Source organism: Aliagarivorans taiwanensis DSM 22990 (genome assembly GCF_000429505.1).
Taxonomy (GTDB): domain Bacteria; phylum Pseudomonadota; class Gammaproteobacteria; order Enterobacterales; family Celerinatantimonadaceae; genus Aliagarivorans; species Aliagarivorans taiwanensis.
Genome location: NZ_KE386912.1, coordinates 65,596 through 82,247, shown reverse-complemented (window position 1 = coordinate 82,247; position 16,652 = coordinate 65,596). Strand labels below are relative to the sequence as shown.

Annotated in this window: 14 protein-coding genes and 1 tRNA gene; 12 read left to right on the top strand and 3 right to left on the bottom strand. The window is 54.3% G+C overall.

The features are described 5' to 3' along the window. Window positions 1-142 precede the first annotated feature (142 nt). From G462_RS0121020 to G462_RS0121005, 4 genes are all read left to right on the top strand, one after another. Complete coding sequence (locus G462_RS0121020) at window positions 143-1,072, top strand: LysR family transcriptional regulator (protein WP_026960715.1); 930 nt, start codon at window positions 143-145, stop codon at window positions 1,070-1,072. A gap of 281 nt (window positions 1,073-1,353) precedes the next feature. Continuing rightward, complete coding sequence (locus tag G462_RS0121015) at window positions 1,354-2,304, top strand: M23 family metallopeptidase (protein ID WP_026960714.1); 951 nt, start codon at window positions 1,354-1,356, stop codon at window positions 2,302-2,304. After that, entirely contained in the window at window positions 2,208-2,609 is a 402-nt protein-coding gene (locus tag G462_RS0121010) for a bactofilin family protein (RefSeq protein ID WP_084405179.1), read from the top strand. The genes G462_RS0121015 and G462_RS0121010 overlap by 97 nt, the downstream gene beginning before the upstream one ends. A 307-nt stretch (window positions 2,610-2,916) precedes the next feature. After that, window positions 2,917-3,459: a porin family protein gene (locus tag G462_RS0121005; protein WP_245579596.1), complete on the top strand. Its 543-nt coding sequence runs from the start codon at window positions 2,917-2,919 to the stop codon at window positions 3,457-3,459. 98 nt (window positions 3,460-3,557) lie between these two features. Here G462_RS0121005 and ggt read toward each other — a convergent pair whose 3' ends face one another. After that, entirely contained in the window at window positions 3,558-5,282 is a 1,725-nt protein-coding gene (ggt, locus tag G462_RS0121000; protein WP_026960711.1) for a gamma-glutamyltransferase, read from the bottom strand. A gap of 118 nt (window positions 5,283-5,400) precedes the next feature. On the opposite strand from ggt, the gene G462_RS0120995 reads away from it, so the two are divergent. Both G462_RS0120995 and G462_RS0120990 read left to right on the top strand, forming a co-directional pair. Continuing rightward, the gene (locus G462_RS0120995) at window positions 5,401-6,957 is read left to right on the top strand and encodes a glutamate synthase-related protein (RefSeq protein ID WP_026960710.1); all 1,557 of its coding nucleotides are present in this window, start codon (window positions 5,401-5,403) and stop codon (window positions 6,955-6,957) included. A 173-nt stretch (window positions 6,958-7,130) separates the two neighbouring features. Next, window positions 7,131-7,775 carry a hypothetical protein gene (locus G462_RS0120990; RefSeq protein ID WP_026960709.1) on the top strand — a complete coding sequence of 215 codons (645 nt, stop codon included), beginning with the start codon at window positions 7,131-7,133 and terminating at the stop codon, window positions 7,773-7,775. Here G462_RS0120990 and G462_RS23660 read toward each other — a convergent pair. Beyond that, the gene (locus G462_RS23660) at window positions 7,772-8,287 is read right to left on the bottom strand and encodes an RNA methyltransferase (protein ID WP_245579595.1); all 516 of its coding nucleotides are present in this window, start codon (window positions 8,285-8,287) and stop codon (window positions 7,772-7,774) included. The two genes, G462_RS0120990 and G462_RS23660, sit on opposite strands and share 4 nt — an antisense overlap. 146 nt (window positions 8,288-8,433) lie before the next feature. Here G462_RS23660 and G462_RS0120980 point away from each other — a divergent pair, with 146 nt between their 5' ends. Both G462_RS0120980 and G462_RS0120975 read left to right on the top strand, forming a co-directional pair. Beyond that, window positions 8,434-9,378, top strand: a complete 945-nt coding sequence (locus G462_RS0120980; protein WP_026960708.1) for a chemotaxis protein CheV — start codon at window positions 8,434-8,436, stop codon at window positions 9,376-9,378. Window positions 9,379-9,549: 171 nt separating this feature from the next. Further along, on the top strand, window positions 9,550-10,299 hold the full coding sequence (locus tag G462_RS0120975; RefSeq protein WP_035478635.1) for a hypothetical protein: 750 nt from the start codon (window positions 9,550-9,552) through the stop codon (window positions 10,297-10,299). A 17-nt stretch (window positions 10,300-10,316) separates the two neighbouring features. Here the strand turns inward: G462_RS0120975 and G462_RS0120970 are convergent, their stop codons facing one another. After that, the gene (locus G462_RS0120970; protein WP_026960706.1) at window positions 10,317-11,246 is read right to left on the bottom strand and encodes a pyridoxal-phosphate dependent enzyme; all 930 of its coding nucleotides are present in this window, start codon (window positions 11,244-11,246) and stop codon (window positions 10,317-10,319) included. 135 nt (window positions 11,247-11,381) lie between these two features. On the opposite strand from G462_RS0120970, the gene G462_RS0120965 reads away from it, so the two are divergent. From G462_RS0120965 to G462_RS0120950, 4 genes are all read left to right on the top strand, one after another. After that, window positions 11,382-12,122 (top strand): FadR/GntR family transcriptional regulator, encoded by a 741-nt coding sequence (locus G462_RS0120965; protein ID WP_026960705.1) that lies wholly within the window; start codon window positions 11,382-11,384, stop codon window positions 12,120-12,122. Between the two features lie 899 nt (window positions 12,123-13,021). Next, a complete protein-coding gene (locus tag G462_RS24120) occupies window positions 13,022-15,670 on the top strand; it encodes a family 14 glycosylhydrolase (RefSeq protein ID WP_084405178.1) in 2,649 nt (882 codons plus the stop codon). A 303-nt stretch (window positions 15,671-15,973) separates the two neighbouring features. Continuing rightward, entirely contained in the window at window positions 15,974-16,285 is a 312-nt protein-coding gene (locus G462_RS0120955; protein ID WP_157378708.1) for a hypothetical protein, read from the top strand. Between the two features lie 290 nt (window positions 16,286-16,575). Further along, window positions 16,576-16,652: transfer RNA gene (locus tag G462_RS0120950), tRNA-Asp, on the top strand.

Genomic DNA, 16,652 nt, shown 5'->3' with positions numbered 1-16,652 from the left:
GTAGACGGAGAATAGGTAAAAGTAAGCTATGATTTAAATGAATTATTCGCATAGATGCATTCGTTTTGTTTATGAAACCACCAGCATGCTATGAAGATGCCCGATTGCTACGGAAATACCCGAACGTTAAAGAGATACCTGAATGGACCTGCAACGCCTGGATTTAAACCTGATTAAGATCTTCAAGCTGTTACTTGAAGAGCGCCAAGTGTCGCGCGCTGCCCAGCGCTTGCACCTGAGCCAACCCGCCTTAAGCCACTCCTTAAAGCGCCTACGCGAGGTGTTCCAAGACCCCTTGTTCGTGCAGGTTGGGCGCGAGATGCAGCCCACCAGTAAGGCCTTGTTGCTGCAGCCGACTATCGAGCAAGCTTGGCAAACACTGGAATTGGGGCTAACCCAAGTCACCGACTTTGACCCCGGTAGCAGCGAGCGACAGTTTAAGATTGCGGTGAGCTCGTCGGTGGAGTACGCCTTTGTGCCAATGCTTTATGACATCCTCCAGAAGGCGGGACCGGGGCTGCGTTTGGAGGTGTTTGAGCTGCGTGAGGGAGACTATTGGCAGAGCCTGAATCGCCGGGAGCTGGATTTGGTGGTGGGCATTGGCAAAGGCGAACACCTCTCCGCACAACTGGATATCGCCCCGTGGTTGAGCGAGTCACTGGTATGTCTACACCGCGCCGATCATGCCTTGCAAGAGAACCCGGCACGGTCGCTGCTGTCGCGGCCACATGTTTATACCTCAAGCTGGGGGCACAGCCAATCCCTCACCGATGACTGGCTAGCGCAGCAGGGGATGCAGCGCCAGATCGCGCTGCGGGTGCCTTCGTTTATGGCTTTGCCTAAGCTGCTGGAGCAACATGACCTGCTGGCGGTCATCCCCGAGGGTATTGGCCGTTTATATGCCCAGCAACCCCATTTGGCAGTAACAGAGCTGGATGCACAACTGCGGGTGGGTTACTGCCTGGCTTGTCACCCTATCTACCGTTTTGAGCCGGCACTGCGTTGGTTTATTCAAGAATGTGAACAACTGGCCGACACCTTAACTGCAGCAGATGCTATGAAAAGTGAGTGAATTTCGAACGCCTTAGGTCTTCACACTCTCATTAGCTCACAAATTTGCGTGTTCTGCTGTCGGCTGACTTCCTCTTGTCATCGAGTTGTTGCAAGATAGCCGTTGCCTTTTAGGGAAAGGTAAAACTAAAACAATATGTTACGCGCAATAATGAGTCTCCCTTGGTGCCTTCTTCGCGTCAGTTTTCCTCTCTTCAGTCGCTGGTAAGTGACGTTCTTGGCTTTATCGTTTTTGCCTTACACTGCCATGCAGTGGTGGGCCAGGTTTCTTCAAGCAGTATTATGAAAGAACGAATTACCGTCTCAGTATCAACCGTTCATGGTTCTCATCACTTCCATTTGGGCACCAAAACCCAGCGCAGTATTCGCGGCGCGTTGTGGACCGTCTTCTTTGTCGCCCTCAGCACCGGCGTTTGTGTCTACTACCTGCTCAGTCAGGTGGACTTTGCCAAGCATCGCCAGCAGGAGCTGGAAACCGAATCGCTGACCTTGAGTGAGGAGCTCAAGACCCTGCAGCAGCTCAAGCTCGACCTGGAGTCTGATCTGGATGAGCGTGAGAATCGCCTATCTAACGTTTCGGATCGCTTGCGTGATATCGAAGGCATCCTCAACGTAGATAGCGAGGAGCCACAAGAGCTGGAGTCTCGTCTGGATGTGGCTACGCTAACCTCGGCGGTGCGGCGCACCATGCTCCAGGAACTGCCCAGTGGCGCACCAGTGACAGGGGCACGGATCTCGTCGGGCTTCGGCCGCCGGGTCCACCCGGTAACCGGGCGCAGCACCATGCATCGCGGTCTGGATTTTGCAGTCAACACCGGCACCAAGGTCTATGCCCCAGCTGATGGGGTGGTTGAGGTGGTGCGACCAAGCCGGGAAGGCTCGGGCAACTTCCTTAAGATCCAGCATGCCTTCGGGTTTTCTTCATCGTATTCCCACCTGCATCGCTTTGATGTGAAACAAGGTGAGTTTGTAAAAAAAGGCCAGTTGATTGCGCGCTCGGGTAACACCGGGTTAAGCTCAGGGCCCCATTTACATTACGAGGTGCGCTTTGTAGGCCGTGCCTTGGATCCTCGTCCCTTTGTGGATTGGGATTTAGACAACTTTGAAACAATATTCGAAAAAGAAAAAGGTATCCGATGGGAATTCTTGGTAAACAGACTGGAGCAAAGGCTCCATCCTCATCTACAACTGTCATCGCAAAAGGCTGCAACATCTCCGGAGAGTTCCAGCTAAGCTGCGATATCCAGATTGACGGCATCATCGAAGGACGCTTGCACTGCGAACGCTCTCTGGTGGTGAGTAAAGATGGTCGAGTCAGTGGCGATATTCGCGCTGAGCGTATCATCGTCAATGGCGAGTTAGAGGGTAACTGCTTCGCAAAACGTATCGACATCCTTGCCGAAGGCCAGGTGAGCGGCACTATCCACACCAACGATCTGAGTATCGAACGGGGTGGTAAGTTGTTCGGTCAAACCCTGCCGGAAGAACAGGAGCAACAAGTGATTGAGTTTAATCAGGCCGATGAGGCCAACGCCTAAACGAGGTCACCAGGGCGGCGGGAGCCGCCTTTTTTGTATCGTTTCCCCAGCCTTCCTTCCTATCCTCGCTTTTCCGAGCACACACTCCGCCAGCGTCGCCGTTCGTTTTGCTTAAGCATTAGCACGTTTGTCATAAAAAACGTGACTTTGATATCTGTTTTGTCCCTCTAATCAAGTCGAACAAGCTTATATACACTGCACAGCAAGTCGGGAGGCGAGAGTAAACAACAACCTTCCGAGAGTTCAGGACGACATCTATTGGCACAGGATGCCCTTTTCATTTCAGGTGTTTAGTGAGGTAATTATTATGTTGAAGACGCATTCTGTGACTAAGAAATCGCTCATCGCTGTTTCTCTGGCAGCGCTTATCAGTGGCCCGGCAGCAGCATCGGTAGATTGGTTCGTCGGTGGTGGTGTGGGTTACCAAAATGACTCCATCAAAGGCGACCACTATAAGAAAGACAGCGAAGATGCCACCTACCAACTGCGCGGCGGTGCGATTGTCAACGATAATCACCGTTTCACCGGTACTTACGGTTATGCCGAGAACAAGTTCGACGGCACCAAGCTTGAGCAGCATATGTTCTTGGCCTCTTACGATTATCTCTACCCAGTAAACCAAGACATCTATGTCTTCGGTGGTGCAACGATGGGCCTATCCGACTCAAAGCTATACGGTAACAGCTCAACCGATTTCGTGTGGGGCGGACAGGTAGGTGCTGGCTATCGCTTTACCGAGCAAGTGTCAGTGGAGCTAGCCTATCGCTACCTTGATCAGGACTACAATGAGCGCGGCGTGAAACTAGAAGACACCCAACAAGTAGGTCTGTATCTGGACTACCGTTTCTAGGGCGCTAGCCGCTAAATCAGAATAAGCGGGTATTTTCGGAAAGCTTGGCAGTGCCAAGCTTTTCCTGTTTTTCTGGCTAGTGATTCGGGGCTAGGGGCTCAGTCGCCCAACGCAATCCCCTCCCGGCGAGGGTCCGCCGCACCTTCCAAGTAATCGCTGTAGATTCGGATCCCCTGCAGGCCGGAGGTCATGGCCTTGACTTTCACCTCATAGCCGAGGGTTTCCAGCTCAGCGACTCGCTCGGCGGCCACGGTGTCTTGTTCCAACTCAAAGGTGCCAAAGCGATTGTTAAAGTGTGGCAGATCCACCGCTTGTTGCAGGCTTAGCCCCCAATCGAGATGGGCAATCAGCGCTTGGGTCACGTAGCCGATAATGCTCGAGCCACCCGGGGATCCGAGGGCGATTATCGGTTGCTGCTGCTCCAGCACGATGGTGGGGGCCATGGAGGAGCGAGGGCGCTTGCCCGGCTGAACCCGGTTGGCCACCGCTTCGCCGCCTTTGCTTGGCACGAAAGAGAAGTCGGTCAGCTGATTGTTCAAGATAAAGCCGCCCGCCATAATGCGCGAGCCAAAGGCGCTCTCCACACTGCTGGTCATGCTCAGCACATTACCCTGCACATCGACGATGCTGATATGGGTGGTGGAAGGGCGCTCGGGGCTAGCCGCCGATAGATAGTTAAACGCCAGTTGGCCGGGCTCTGCCTTGTCTAAGGCTTGGCGCTGCTCCAATAGCTTGGCGCGTTCGGCTAGATAGTTTGGGTCTAATAGCGCGCTGGTGGGCACCTCGATAAAGTCTTCGTCGGCGATGTAGCGGCCACGGTCGGCAAAGGCTAGCCGAGAGGCGTCGGCGAACAAGCGCCAGCTATCGAGGGCATCGGGTCCCAGCTCGTTCAGTGGGAAGTGACTTAAGATCCCGAGGATCTGCAGGCTGGTGATACCACCTGAACTCGGTGGGCCCATGCCACACACCTGATACTGGCGATAGGGCGCACAGACCGGTTCCCGCTGCTTCACCTGATAATCAGCCAGGTCTTGCTGACTTAGCTGGCCGGGTTTAGCGGCACCTTGCACCGCTGCCACGATCTGCTCGGCAATCGCGCCTTGATAAAAGACCTTGGCGCCTTGCTCGGCAATCATACTCAGGCTGGTCGCGTAGTCTGGGTTTTTGAGTAGGTCCCCTTCGGCGATGGCTTTCCCTGAAGGGTAGAAGTAGGCAGCGCTGCTGGGTTGACTGGAGAGGCGCGCCTGATCGCCTGCCACCAAGGTAGCCAGACGTGGGCTCACTACAAAGCCTTGCTCGGCGCGCTCGATGGCACTGCTAAACAGCGCCCGCCAGGGTAAGCTGCCATATTGCTGGTGCATCACCTCCATCAGCTTGACCACGCCGGGCGTGCCGACCGAGCGGCCGCCGACCACTGCATCGAAGAACGCTAGCGGCTGCTGTTGCTCATCGAGAAACAGTGACTCACTGGCCTTCAGTGGGGCGGTTTCACGGGCATCAAAGCTTAGTAGCTGATTGTTTTCGGCGTCGAAATAGAGCACAAAGGCGCCGCCTCCAATGCCTGAAGATTGGGGCTCAACCAGCCCCAGCATGGCCTGCACCGCCACCATGGCATCGACCGCGTTACCGCCTTGTTTGAGGATCTGATAGCCCGCCTCCACCGCTAAGGGGTTGGCGGCAGACACCATAAATTGTTTGGCGGTCGCGGTGGTTTTGTCTTGCAGTGCACTGGCCAGCTCCGGTGCGTGCTGGTCAGCTTGTTGCTGGGCCATGCTGGCGGGTGCCAGCAGGCTAAGGCTTAGCAGTGCGATGACTCGTTTCATGGTTTCCCTTCCCTTTGACTGATCTAATCAACCACACGGATTGTAGTTTTGACGATTGCCTTCCATCTTTATACAGAGTCGTTCTCGACCCAACTTTCCAACCACACTTGGGGGATCTATGGCTACACCGATTATTGCAGATAACAAACCGGTAGGGGTAGAACTGGAAGCGGGCAAGGAGTACTACTTCTGTCGCTGTGGCCTCTCCAAGAAACAGCCATTTTGCGATGGCTCCCATGCCGGCTCGGGCATCACGCCGCAGGCCTTTACCGCAAAAGCCGATGGTGAAGCCTATCTATGCGCCTGTAAGCAAAGTGGCAACCAGCCCTACTGCGATGGCAGCCACAAGCAGTTTAGTGCAGATATGGTGGGCAAGGCCCCTGAGCCAGAGCCCGCTTCTGTGCATGAGCCTGACAAAGCCAGCGTGACCGGCCCGGCGGTGCAGGCCACTCCAGAAGAGCCCACTGTGGCGGCGATTCACCAGTTGGCGAAGCAGGGACTGAACTCCAAGCATGGTGCGATGGTGTCGATGGGGGTGCCACGCAGCCAGCTGCCCGATTGGAACGATATCCAGGTGATGGTGGCCCAGCTCGCTACCAAACCGCTGCAAGATGGCAGCGAGGTGGGCACCCGTTTGGTCATCGGCCCCGAGGCGAAAAAGCCGCTGGAGTTGGCCATCCCGCTGTTTGTCTCCGATATGAGCTTTGGCGCGCTGTCCCAAGAGGCCAAGGTCGCCATGGCAAAAGGTGCGGAGCTGGCGGGGACCGGTATCTGCTCGGGTGAGGGCGGCATGTTGGCAGAAGAGCAGGCGGCCAATTCGCGTTACTTCTATGAGCTAGCCAGTGCCCAGTTTGGTTATCAAGAAACGCTACTTAAACAGGTTCAAGCCTTTCACTTTAAAGGTGGGCAAGCGGCGAAAACCGGTACCGGCGGCCATCTACCGGGCAACAAGGTGACCGAGAAGATCGCTAAGACGCGGGGCCTGAATGTCGGTGAGGCCGCCATCTCCCCCGCCACCTTTACCGATTTGCACAGCGTGAAGGACTTCGAGCGCTTTGCCGGGCGGGTCAGAGAGATTACCGGCGGCATTCCGGTGGGCTTTAAGCTCAGTGCCAACCGCATTGAAGCCGATGTACAGTTTGCCCTTGATGCCGGGGCCGATTACATCATCCTCGATGGTCGCGGCGGCGGTACCGGCGCTGCGCCGGAGATCTTCCGCGACCATATCAGCGTGCCCACCATACCAGCCTTAGCGCGGGCCCGCCGCTATTTGGACCAGCAGGGCGCCAGCGGTAAGGTGACGCTGATAGTGACCGGTGGGCTGCGTATGCCCATGGACTTTGTTAAAGCCTTAGCGCTGGGAGCTGATGGTGTGGCGTTGGCGAACTCGGCGATGCAGGCGATTGGCTGTGTGGCGGCGCGGATGTGTAACAGCAACCAGTGCCCCTCGGGCATTGCCACCCAAGACCCCGAATTACGCAAGTTGCTGGATGTGGATGTGGCAGCGGCCAACCTACAGCGCTACCTGCAATCGTCGGTGCAGTTGATGCAGGTAATGGCGCGGGCTTGTGGCCATGACTCACTCAGCCAGTTTGAGTTGGCCGATATCGCCACTTGGCATCGCGACTTAGCTAAGCTTGCCGGGATCCCTTACAGCGGGGTAAGCGTCGACTAGGCCTTTTGTCAAAGACGGTGGGCGTTTGCCCGCCGTCAAACTGCTCACCAGATTGCAAAACTCACTATCCAGTCATTACATCGTTTATCGCTTTGATCTTAAACATATTCTTCACCCAGATACCTATGTAAACCTAGTGCTCAAACATCAATAAAAACTCATAGGGAGATGAGATGATTGTTTGGGGAACCCGCTCGAAAACCTGCAACGAGCAAATGGTGCAAGGCCCGGTCTGCCCGCACTGCAACACCAGCCAGTTTATTTCTTTCGGTGTGCTGCGCTACTTTCACATCTATTGGATCCCAATGTTCCTGATTGGCCGGGATGTACTCCTTGAATGCAGCCACTGTAAACGGACCATGAGCGCCAAAGAGCTGCCCATGGAGTTGGCGCAAAAGGTGCGTGCGGGTTGTTTTACCAAGCGCAATGTCTTACCGATGTTCACGGGGCTGCTGTTGATTGCTGCGGTGATTGGTGTGTCGACGGTGGGTGTCGCCATTGAAGATCGAAATACCGACAGCTATATCGCAGCGCCTGCGGTTAACGATATCTATGTCGTTGACTTCGATAAGGTGTTCTATGACGTCGACCCAGACTACCAATACGGCGCGATGCGGGTGACGGCCATCGAAGGTGATCAGCTGGCGTTGCAGATTAGTGAGATGGTGTACAACAAAGCGGAAGGGGTGGTGGAAGACATCGACAGTAAAAAGGCGCTCAGCGATAGCTACTACAGTGAGGAGCCCATTTACTTCGATAGTGAATTTATAACCGCGTTAAAAGCTGAAGGTGCGATCCACGTGGTGAAACGCCACTAGTCCTGCTTGCTGTCCGCGTCGGGCTGCTCTTGCTGGTCTTGCTTCAGCCCCCAAGGCTTGCCGTGCACAGTGCCCTTTAGCATGCGATCGTACAACACCACATTGGCGGTGGCCGCGAGGTTCATGCAGCCCTTGGTGGGGATGTAGACCACTTCTTGGCACCACTTCAGCACCTCTTTCGGCACCGAGCCATCTTCGGGGCCGAAGATATAAAAGGCACGCTCCGGGTGTTTGTAGTCGGTGAGAGGCTGGGCATCATCGACCAGCTCCACAGCTACGGGGGTGCAGTCGAGGGGGATGACCTGCTTGAGGTCCTCGACACCGATTAACGGCAGGTTGTGGCTGGCGTTCTTGGTATCGGTGGCAAATTCGCGGGCATAGCCGTAACGGCGGCCAGTGTAGAACACCGAGTTAGCGCCGTAGCAGCCGGCTGCGCGCATCACCGAGCCTACATTGTCGGCATTTTTGGGGTTAATCAGGCCAATACAGGCATAGCCTTTGTCGTTGCTCACCCTTTACTCTCCGCGAAATATCTAAAACGCGGGGATTATACCGAGAAGTCGGTCTAAATCTAGCCTTCCAATTGCTCCGGCGCTTTGCGGGTTTTCCTTTATGAGTGTTAGACTTAGCCTTTAGCTTTAGCCACTGAGAAACGATTATGTCAGGGATGTTGGACTCGGTTGACCAGCGTACCAACCTGGTTGGTGAGAACCGCTTAGAGTTGTTGATTTTTAAGCTGAATTCTCGTCAGCTGTTTGCTATCAACGTGTTCAAAGTGAAGGAAGTAGTGAAGCTTCCCAAGCTTAATCGGCTGCCAGGTTCCCACAGCAGCATCACCGGTGTGGCCACTTTGCGTGGCATGTCGATCCCGGTTATCGACCTGCGCGCAGCGATTGGCATGCCCGGTAAGCAAGACGTCGACTCTGCCAATCTGATCATTACCGAGTACAACCGCACCGTGCAGGGGTTCTGGGTGGGCGAGGTGGCGCATATCGTGAACACCTCCTGGAAAGACGTGCTGCCGCCCCCGAATACCGCTGGCCGTGGTAACTACCTCACTGCGATCACCAAGATTACAGATGGCGATGGCGAGCAGTTGGTTGAGATCATCGACGTGGAGAAGGTGCTTGCCGAGATCGTCGACTACGATGCCACCATCTCAGAAGAAGTGCTCGATCACGATGTTGCCACGCACCTTAACGGCAAAAAGGTGTTGGTGGTGGACGACTCATCCACCGCCCGCCAGCAGGTCAAAGCAACCCTTGGCCAACTGGGGATGGAGTTTATCGAGGCGGAAAACGGCCGACAGGCCCTGGATTTCCTCAAGCAGGTGGCGGACGAGGGCAAGGATATCGACCAAGAGCTGCTGCTGATGATCACCGATGCTGAGATGCCAGAGATGGATGGCTATCGCCTGACCGCAGAGATCCGCGACGACCCTCGCTTGTCCAAGATGTTTATTACCCTTAATACCTCGCTAAGCGGCAGCTTTAACGAAGCGATGGTGAAAAAGGTGGGCTGTGATCGCTTTATCTCCAAGTTCCAGCCGGATCTGCTGGTGGATGTGGTGCAGCAGCGGATGCGCGAGCTACTCAGCAAGTAAATCTTACAACATCGAACACACCGGCACTCGCCGGTGTTTTTTTATCCCGAGACTTCAAGGCGATACACTAAGGTGTGTTGCTAAAGCCATACAGCCGGTAAGCAGCAGTAGCGGGCGAGAGCGAACTTCTGACTACACTTTAGTGAACAGTGTGCGACAGGAGGGCTGCCCATGCAGTACTGGTTTGGAGCAATTGCGTGTGGCTTGAGTCTGGCCTACGTGGCCAATGCCGAGGAGCTGCTGGTCAATAAGGTATGCCCGGTCAGCTATGAGCGTACGGCCATCGGTGTGCTGGTGTTCTCGCAGCCCTGGTATCACAGCAGCCGCTATGAAGCCTCCTACACCGCGCGGGATAATGCCACAGGGGTGGGCTTGGAGATTCACCTGTTTGCTAATCGGGCGGGGGAGTTGGATCTGGATAACATCGCCCAGTGCGACCAGTACCGAATGCTACAAGTCCGCAATACCAACCGCACCCTGAGCAAGGGCGAAACCGCCAGCCAAATCGATGCACCCGCGAATGCCCGTGAACCCTTCTACGACAGCGCCAACCTGGAACATGGCCGGGGCACCCACCTCACTCCACAAGATGATCGCGATAAGCCTTGGCAAGGTAGGGTAGAGCGGATCTCCACTGTGGGGATTTACGATACGCCTTATGTTACCGATGCCTACGGCGTAAGCGGTGAAGATATCTGGGTGCAGTTTGAAACCTGTGTGGTCTGCCAGCGCCGCGGCGATATCGACAGCATCGTCGGCTGTGGTAGCTGGGGCTACGTGCGGGAGTATCTGGGGGGCGATGACTGGAGTGAGCCCGAGTTTACCGGCACCCAGTGTCTGGCGCAGCCAACTAAGCAGTATCGGCAGGCTCTTAGCAGCAGCCAGTACCATCACTACCCGTACGGGGAAGACTGGCACTAGTGTGCGGCCCCTATGAGCTAGTGCTTAATTCGAGCAAGCTTGCGCTGGTAGCGCGCCTGCATGCTTGGGTTACCCGCCAATCCTCCTTGATGAAGATACAGTATCGGAGTGCTTACCGGTTGTTGCTCAAGCGCAGCCAGCAGGCATTGCCAACCCAGCGGATCGTAGAGCAAATCAAACTCGATGCCAGTCTCTGCCAGCAACAACTGCCACAAGCGGTATTGCTCGGGATATAGCTTGCCGAAATGATGGGGCTTGGCCAACGGCAACATCCTTGGGTGCTGCTGTGGATTGCTCACCAGCTCTGTGAACTGCTGTTTTAGATAGTCGCTGCCACCGACACAGGCACAGGTCCACACCTGAATCCCCGGGCAATGCAGGGCAAAGTGCTGAGCCAGGTAGACCGCCGTGGTACCGGTGCCGCTGGGGAGCATCACAATCAGCTGTTCAAAGCCTTCATCGTTACGCCAGTTGTCTATTTCTTCGGCTAGTTGCACTACGCCGGGCTTGGCTAGGCTACAGCGACCCCCTTCGGGAATTAGCAGTTGGCCTTCGACAAGTGAGAGCGTTTGTTGCAGGTAATCTTGCATGGTTAGGCCATTGGCTCGGCGCGCTGCGCCACACTCAATGATGTTCGCGCCCAGCTCCAGCGCTGCTGCATAGTTACCGCTTGGTTGCTGTTTGAGGTAACTGGCGATATGGTCAACGTAGTAGTCCAATCGCCAGCCCTTGAGGTGGCACAACGCGGCCAGGCTATACAGCGAGTTTGCCAGGGCCGAGCCAAAGCCGACTAAGCCTTGATATCGGGATGCTGGCTCTGCTAGCAGCTGCATAAACTTACGGGCTTTGTTGCCAGAGAAATGCGGATGGATCAGCTCATCGCGTTTGATATAGAAGCGCCGGTGTTGCCACTCGAACGAGCTGACTGGACTGGGGAGGCTGAGCATCTGTTTTATACTGGACTTAGGTTTGTATCTGCTATCACTCTATGGTGCATCGCAGCGCGGTAAAATAAAAGACTTCCTGAGTGTCGCTCTCAGGGGTAAAATCCGGAACTAGTATTAGCTGGCTTTTTGATGGTAATGGCAGAAGAAACAAAGACTAACACCTCTCGCAAACGCAGTGTTCACCTATTTGTCGCCAAAGATGTGGCACGCAAGATCCTCTCCGGCAAGTGGTCGGTGGGGCGGATTATCCCCGGTGAGATGGAGTTGTGCGAGCGGTATAAAGTCAGCCGAACCGCCCTTCGAGAAGCGATTAAGCTACTCAATGCCAAGGGCTTGTTGGAGTCACGCCCCAAAATTGGCACCCGGGTACGTGCGCGCGAGCATTGGAATTTTCTGGATGTTCAACTGCTCGAATGGATGAACGGCCTGAGTAATGCCACCCAGGTGTATCACGACTTCTTAGCGTTGCGTCGCAGTATCGAGCCTGAAGCGGCCATCTTGGCTGCGCAGAATGGCACCCCGGAGCAAAAGCAGCAGCTATGCGAAACCATGGAGCGCATGGAAGCATTGGTTAATGGCGACCCTAGCGTTGATTGGCTGGAAACCGATATGGAGTTCCACCGTCAGATCTTCCTGGCCACCGGCAACCACTTTTTCATCCCCTTCGCCAACGTACTGCGTACCATGTTTACCACCTTCCCCAAGCACTCTTCCAATTTAGGGAACGCTAATATCGCCTTTCACCGCGAGGTGTGTGATGCCATTGTGGAAGGCGATGTGGATGCCGCCCGAGAGGCCAGTATCAAGCTATTGGGTGATAGCCGCCGACACAAGTTTGAGGCCTTGGCCAATACCATCCAGAAGATGTTGGGATAGTGTTGCTAAAAGCCGGCTGTAAAATGATTTAAGAGAACAGGAGAGTTTATTAACCTCCTGTTTTTTTTCTTACAATTTCGAAAGTTAGCGGGGGCTAACTCAATGAAGTTTTGTGTTAAATCTCTCATTTAGTGCATTCCCGGCGATAACCATTATGCCGCCGAAGGATCCTCTGCCAATTGGCTATCCACCGTAGGGGAAGTTTCCCACAAAAACAGTGCACAAACCTGTGGATAAAACTCTGAAGACGAGCAACTGTGCGGCTTGGGAAAATGGTGGTTTTGCCGTCAATATAGTCACCAAAAATTAGTAAAAAATTCTTTTTTATCGGTTTTACCTGTAATTGTATTGACACCTACCCTTGCTAACTTAGTTCCCTTCGCGCCATCAATCCCCCCACTGCGATGATCTGTGGCGAGCCCCAACTGGCGCGGATCCCGCGATCCTTTGGTCATTAAACTACGTGCTAAGCTAATGAAAGGGAAAGAAATTTTTCCTTCGTTATTGATGGATCATTTACTTAGGTAACTTTCTTTCATTTATGGAGGCTGATCACGTCAGTTAGCATCGCCTGTTAGCCAAGTGGTGTGAGTATGTGAATAGGGCGGGTTAATTATTCGTAACACTGTTGTCATAAATCCCCATCTTTGCATATTCTGTTTCGCTAATATTTGCTAAACCCTTGAGGTGTGCATAACTCCGTGAATCGTAATGAAGAGTTTGTCAGTTGAGGGCGTGTCGCGTACCCACAATATGGCGAAACCATTGGGCAGGAACTAACCTTTGCTAAATATCAGTGTGATTTACCTCACGTTTTTACCAGCTGAAATGCTTTGCAAACTTGTCGAGTCCTAGGTTAATTCGGCTAACTAGCAGCAACTTCATCTAGAGGAACGGTAATGAAAGCACGTACCGCTTGGGTTACGGGTTGCCAAACAATGGCTGAGCTTGTCGCTACCCCTTGTCCTGTTACATTGACGGAACAATTGGATGCATTGGCACCCAGTTTAAGAAAGCTACGCCAAAGTGGCGTAGATGCTGTACTCATCCCTATTCATTGGCGTCGCATTGCGCCGCTGGCTCCAGAGCAAATCAAACAAGAGGCTTCTTGGCAAGGCGTAAAAGCGCTTTGCCAACGCTTGCAAAAACACGGATTTAAGTTGCAGTTCCAACTGCAGTTTGGCGCGGCCTTCGATGAGCAGGCCTTGCCGGATTGGTTTTGGGGCCACATCAAGCAAAAGACGCCGCCGGAGGCAGGCCTTGGCAGTAGCAAGCTTATCGACCAGCGGGGTGTAGATACCTCCACCGTGCCGGGCGTATGGTGCCGCAGCCAGATGGTTGAGCTATTTGGCGGCTGGATGCAGGCCTTCGTCGAGCAACTGGCAGAGTTTGCTCCGGCCAGCCAGACCATGCTGTTGGGATTAGGCGAGAGAGGGGAGGCTTGCCTGCCCTATAAATCCGAGCAGTTCCGCCTGTTCTGCTTTGCGCCTGCGGCCCTGGCAAGTCTTGAGGCTGCCATGTTGGAAAAATACCAACAGCGCCAAGACTGGCACGCGGCCTGGCAATTAGAGCCCGAGGAGAACTGGCAAGCAAGCCTACAGCGCCGAGTGATGACGCTCGATGCTAATGGTGAACAGCCGCGTTGGCTGAGCGATGTGGCAAGCTGGTACTGCGTGCAGTGGCAGGCCTATATCGCTGAGATGCTAACCACCGCCAACAAGGTGTTCAACGGCCCGTGGCAAGAGAGCAAGTTGGCGCTGCTGCTGCCGTCTATCGAGAAGATGCATGGCGGGCAGGCACTGCAAAACGTGATGAGCGGCTTGAATCCCCACTATGCCGAGGGCCATGAGCTGCAAGTGGCCTATCAGGCCCAGCAGCTTGAAAGCTGGCAGCAAGCCAGTAGCCAGCGTATGCAGGTGATCATTAATGGCCTGGAGTCATCTCAGGTGCTTCGTGCCAAGCCCTTGCTGTTAGCGGCGGTGAGCCAGCTCAAGTTGGATTGTTTGGCGCAAAACAGTCGCCCGCAATCGCTGGCCAACCATCCGGCTTGGGATCAGCTCTATCATGCGGTGATTCAGCATCAGGAGTTCAGCGGCTGGGTGTTTAATGACTTAGCCCAGTTGGGTCAGCAGGCGGTGGTAAAAAGTCGCCTACAGCAGCTCAACAAGTTCAAGTACCAGCAAAGCCAGAGCAAGTCTTTAGGCGGTAAGCAGTTTAGGGTGATGGGGCCATTGCACTTAAAGGTTGCCAACCAAAAGCAGCTGCTGGAAGAAGAGAACTGGATTGAATTTGAGGCCGAGCTGAAAGAGCTACGCCGCACCGGGGTGACGGCCATCTCTACCGATATCTGGTGGGGACTGGTGGAAGGCGAAAAGCCGGGCCGCTTCGATTGGAGCTATTACGACCGGGTGGTTGAGGTGCTGGCGCGTCAAGGCATGCACTGGGTGCCTATCCTTTCCTTCCATCAGGCCGGTGGCAACGTCAATGACGACTACATGCAGGCGATCCCACTATGGCTATGGGGGCGCTTGCTAGAGAGCCACGACGAGCTAAGTCGGGTACAGGATCTGCAGTATGTATCGGAGACCGGCGATGCCTCGATGGAGTACGTATCGCTATGGGCCGATGACTATGTGTTGCCCTACTACCAGCGCTTTATGGAAGCCTTTAAGCAGCACTACGCTAACCACGCGGGCATGATGGATGAAATCAACGTCAGCCTGGGGCCTGCTGGGGAGCTGCGCTACCCGAGCTACAACGCCCACGATTGGGGTAACTATCCCAACCGCGGCACCCTGCAGTGCTACAGCGAGCTGGCCAAGCGCGATTGGGTGAATCACCTTAAGCGCAGCTTTCACACCATCGGTGAGCTTAACGGCCACTTCGGCTTCACCCACGAGCGCTTTGAGCAGGCGGTGATGCCCGATGCCGAATGGATCTTCTCCCATAAGCGTTACATTCATAATGCCTGGGCGAGGGAGTTCCTTAACTGGTATCACCATGCGCTGGTGGGCCACGGCCGCCGCATCTATAAGCTTGCGTTGGATGTGTTCAACGACGAAGCGATGAGCGCGGTGGCGATTGGGGTCAAGATCCCGGGGATCCATTGGGTGGTCAGCTCTCCCGAGCAACCACGGGCCGCCGAGGTGACAGCTGGACTGATTGCGGTGCATCCATGCTTGAACAGCAGCAACCAGAACGAGTACCTAAACCTACTCAATGGATTGCTGCCGGAGGCGGAGAGTAGCCGCATGGCGGTGCACTTCACCTGTCTTGAGATGATCAACAAAGACTACGAAGGCTATTCGCGGGCCGCCGACTTAGTAGATTGGATGGCGCAAGCGGCCAGTGAGTGCCAAGTGTCACTGATGGGTGAGAATGCCTTGGCGGGCGAGCTCTATAACCCGCAGGGCTGGGCGCAAATGGCTCGGGCGCTTAACCAATCACCTGGCTACGATGGACTCACCTTGCTGCGGATGCAGAACTTCTTTGATGATGAGCCTACGCCGATGCGTGAGTTGAAGAAGTTGATTAACGCCAGTGCCTAACTTCGCTGACTGACTTTAAAGCCCTAAGCATACCCTTAGGGCTTTTTTATTGGCTATTTACCAACGTTAAGCACGCCGCTATAGCTGAACTTCCTTATGCGCGCGATTAAGCAGAGTTCAATGCCACAGGGCGATAGAGGAAGTCAAAAGGAGTGGCTCTCCTTTCATGTGCATCGCTATTAGTAGTCAGTAGTAGCTTTTCTTCCCTGCAAGCAATATCTTTATATCCAAGCAACCTCTTAATCCTGCATCTTGGGGTTGTTTGGATATATTCAAATAATAAAGATATAAACGGTAAATCAGATGGAATACTTAATGTATCTGTCACTGTCGCTCTCTGCGGTGGTGGCGGTGTGCTTGTGTGTGTTGATTACGCGCCAAGTGTTACGTGAGCTCTCCCCCCTTTATTCCCCCGTATTGCTCAGGCTAAGCATGTGCCTGTTTACTCCCATGTTATGGTGGCTGCTGTTCAGCGTGCCGTTCGAGCGGGTTATGGGCAATGAGGGGCTGCAGCCGATGTTGGTGAGCATGCTCGCCAAGGCTACTTTCGCGGTATTGGTTCCGGCGACAGTGGTTAAGTTGACTGCACGTTTAATGGCGGTGCGCACTTCTTAAGCAGGGCTTGCTGGCTCAAAGGGCTTATGTGGTTGATAAAGCAGCAAACGCGCTTTGGGAGGTAGGTTGCTGAGCCTAGACCTTGCTAAGTTGGCACTGCTATTTGCGCAAGCAAGTGGGTAGCACAACAGCGAAATTAGCCTGAATGTAGAGTCAAATCGCTTGAATAAACAGCCAATTGCCTAAAAGTCAGGCGCTTGAACCAAATTTTACAGAAATCTGAAAAACTTTGTTGACTCACTTTAGGCAGAACCGTATTATCTGCGCCGCATCAGACGAGATGGCACAGCGGAGTGGTAGTTCAGTTGGTTAGAATACCGGCCTGTCACGCCGGGGGTCGCGGGTTCGAGTCCCGTCCACTCCGCCA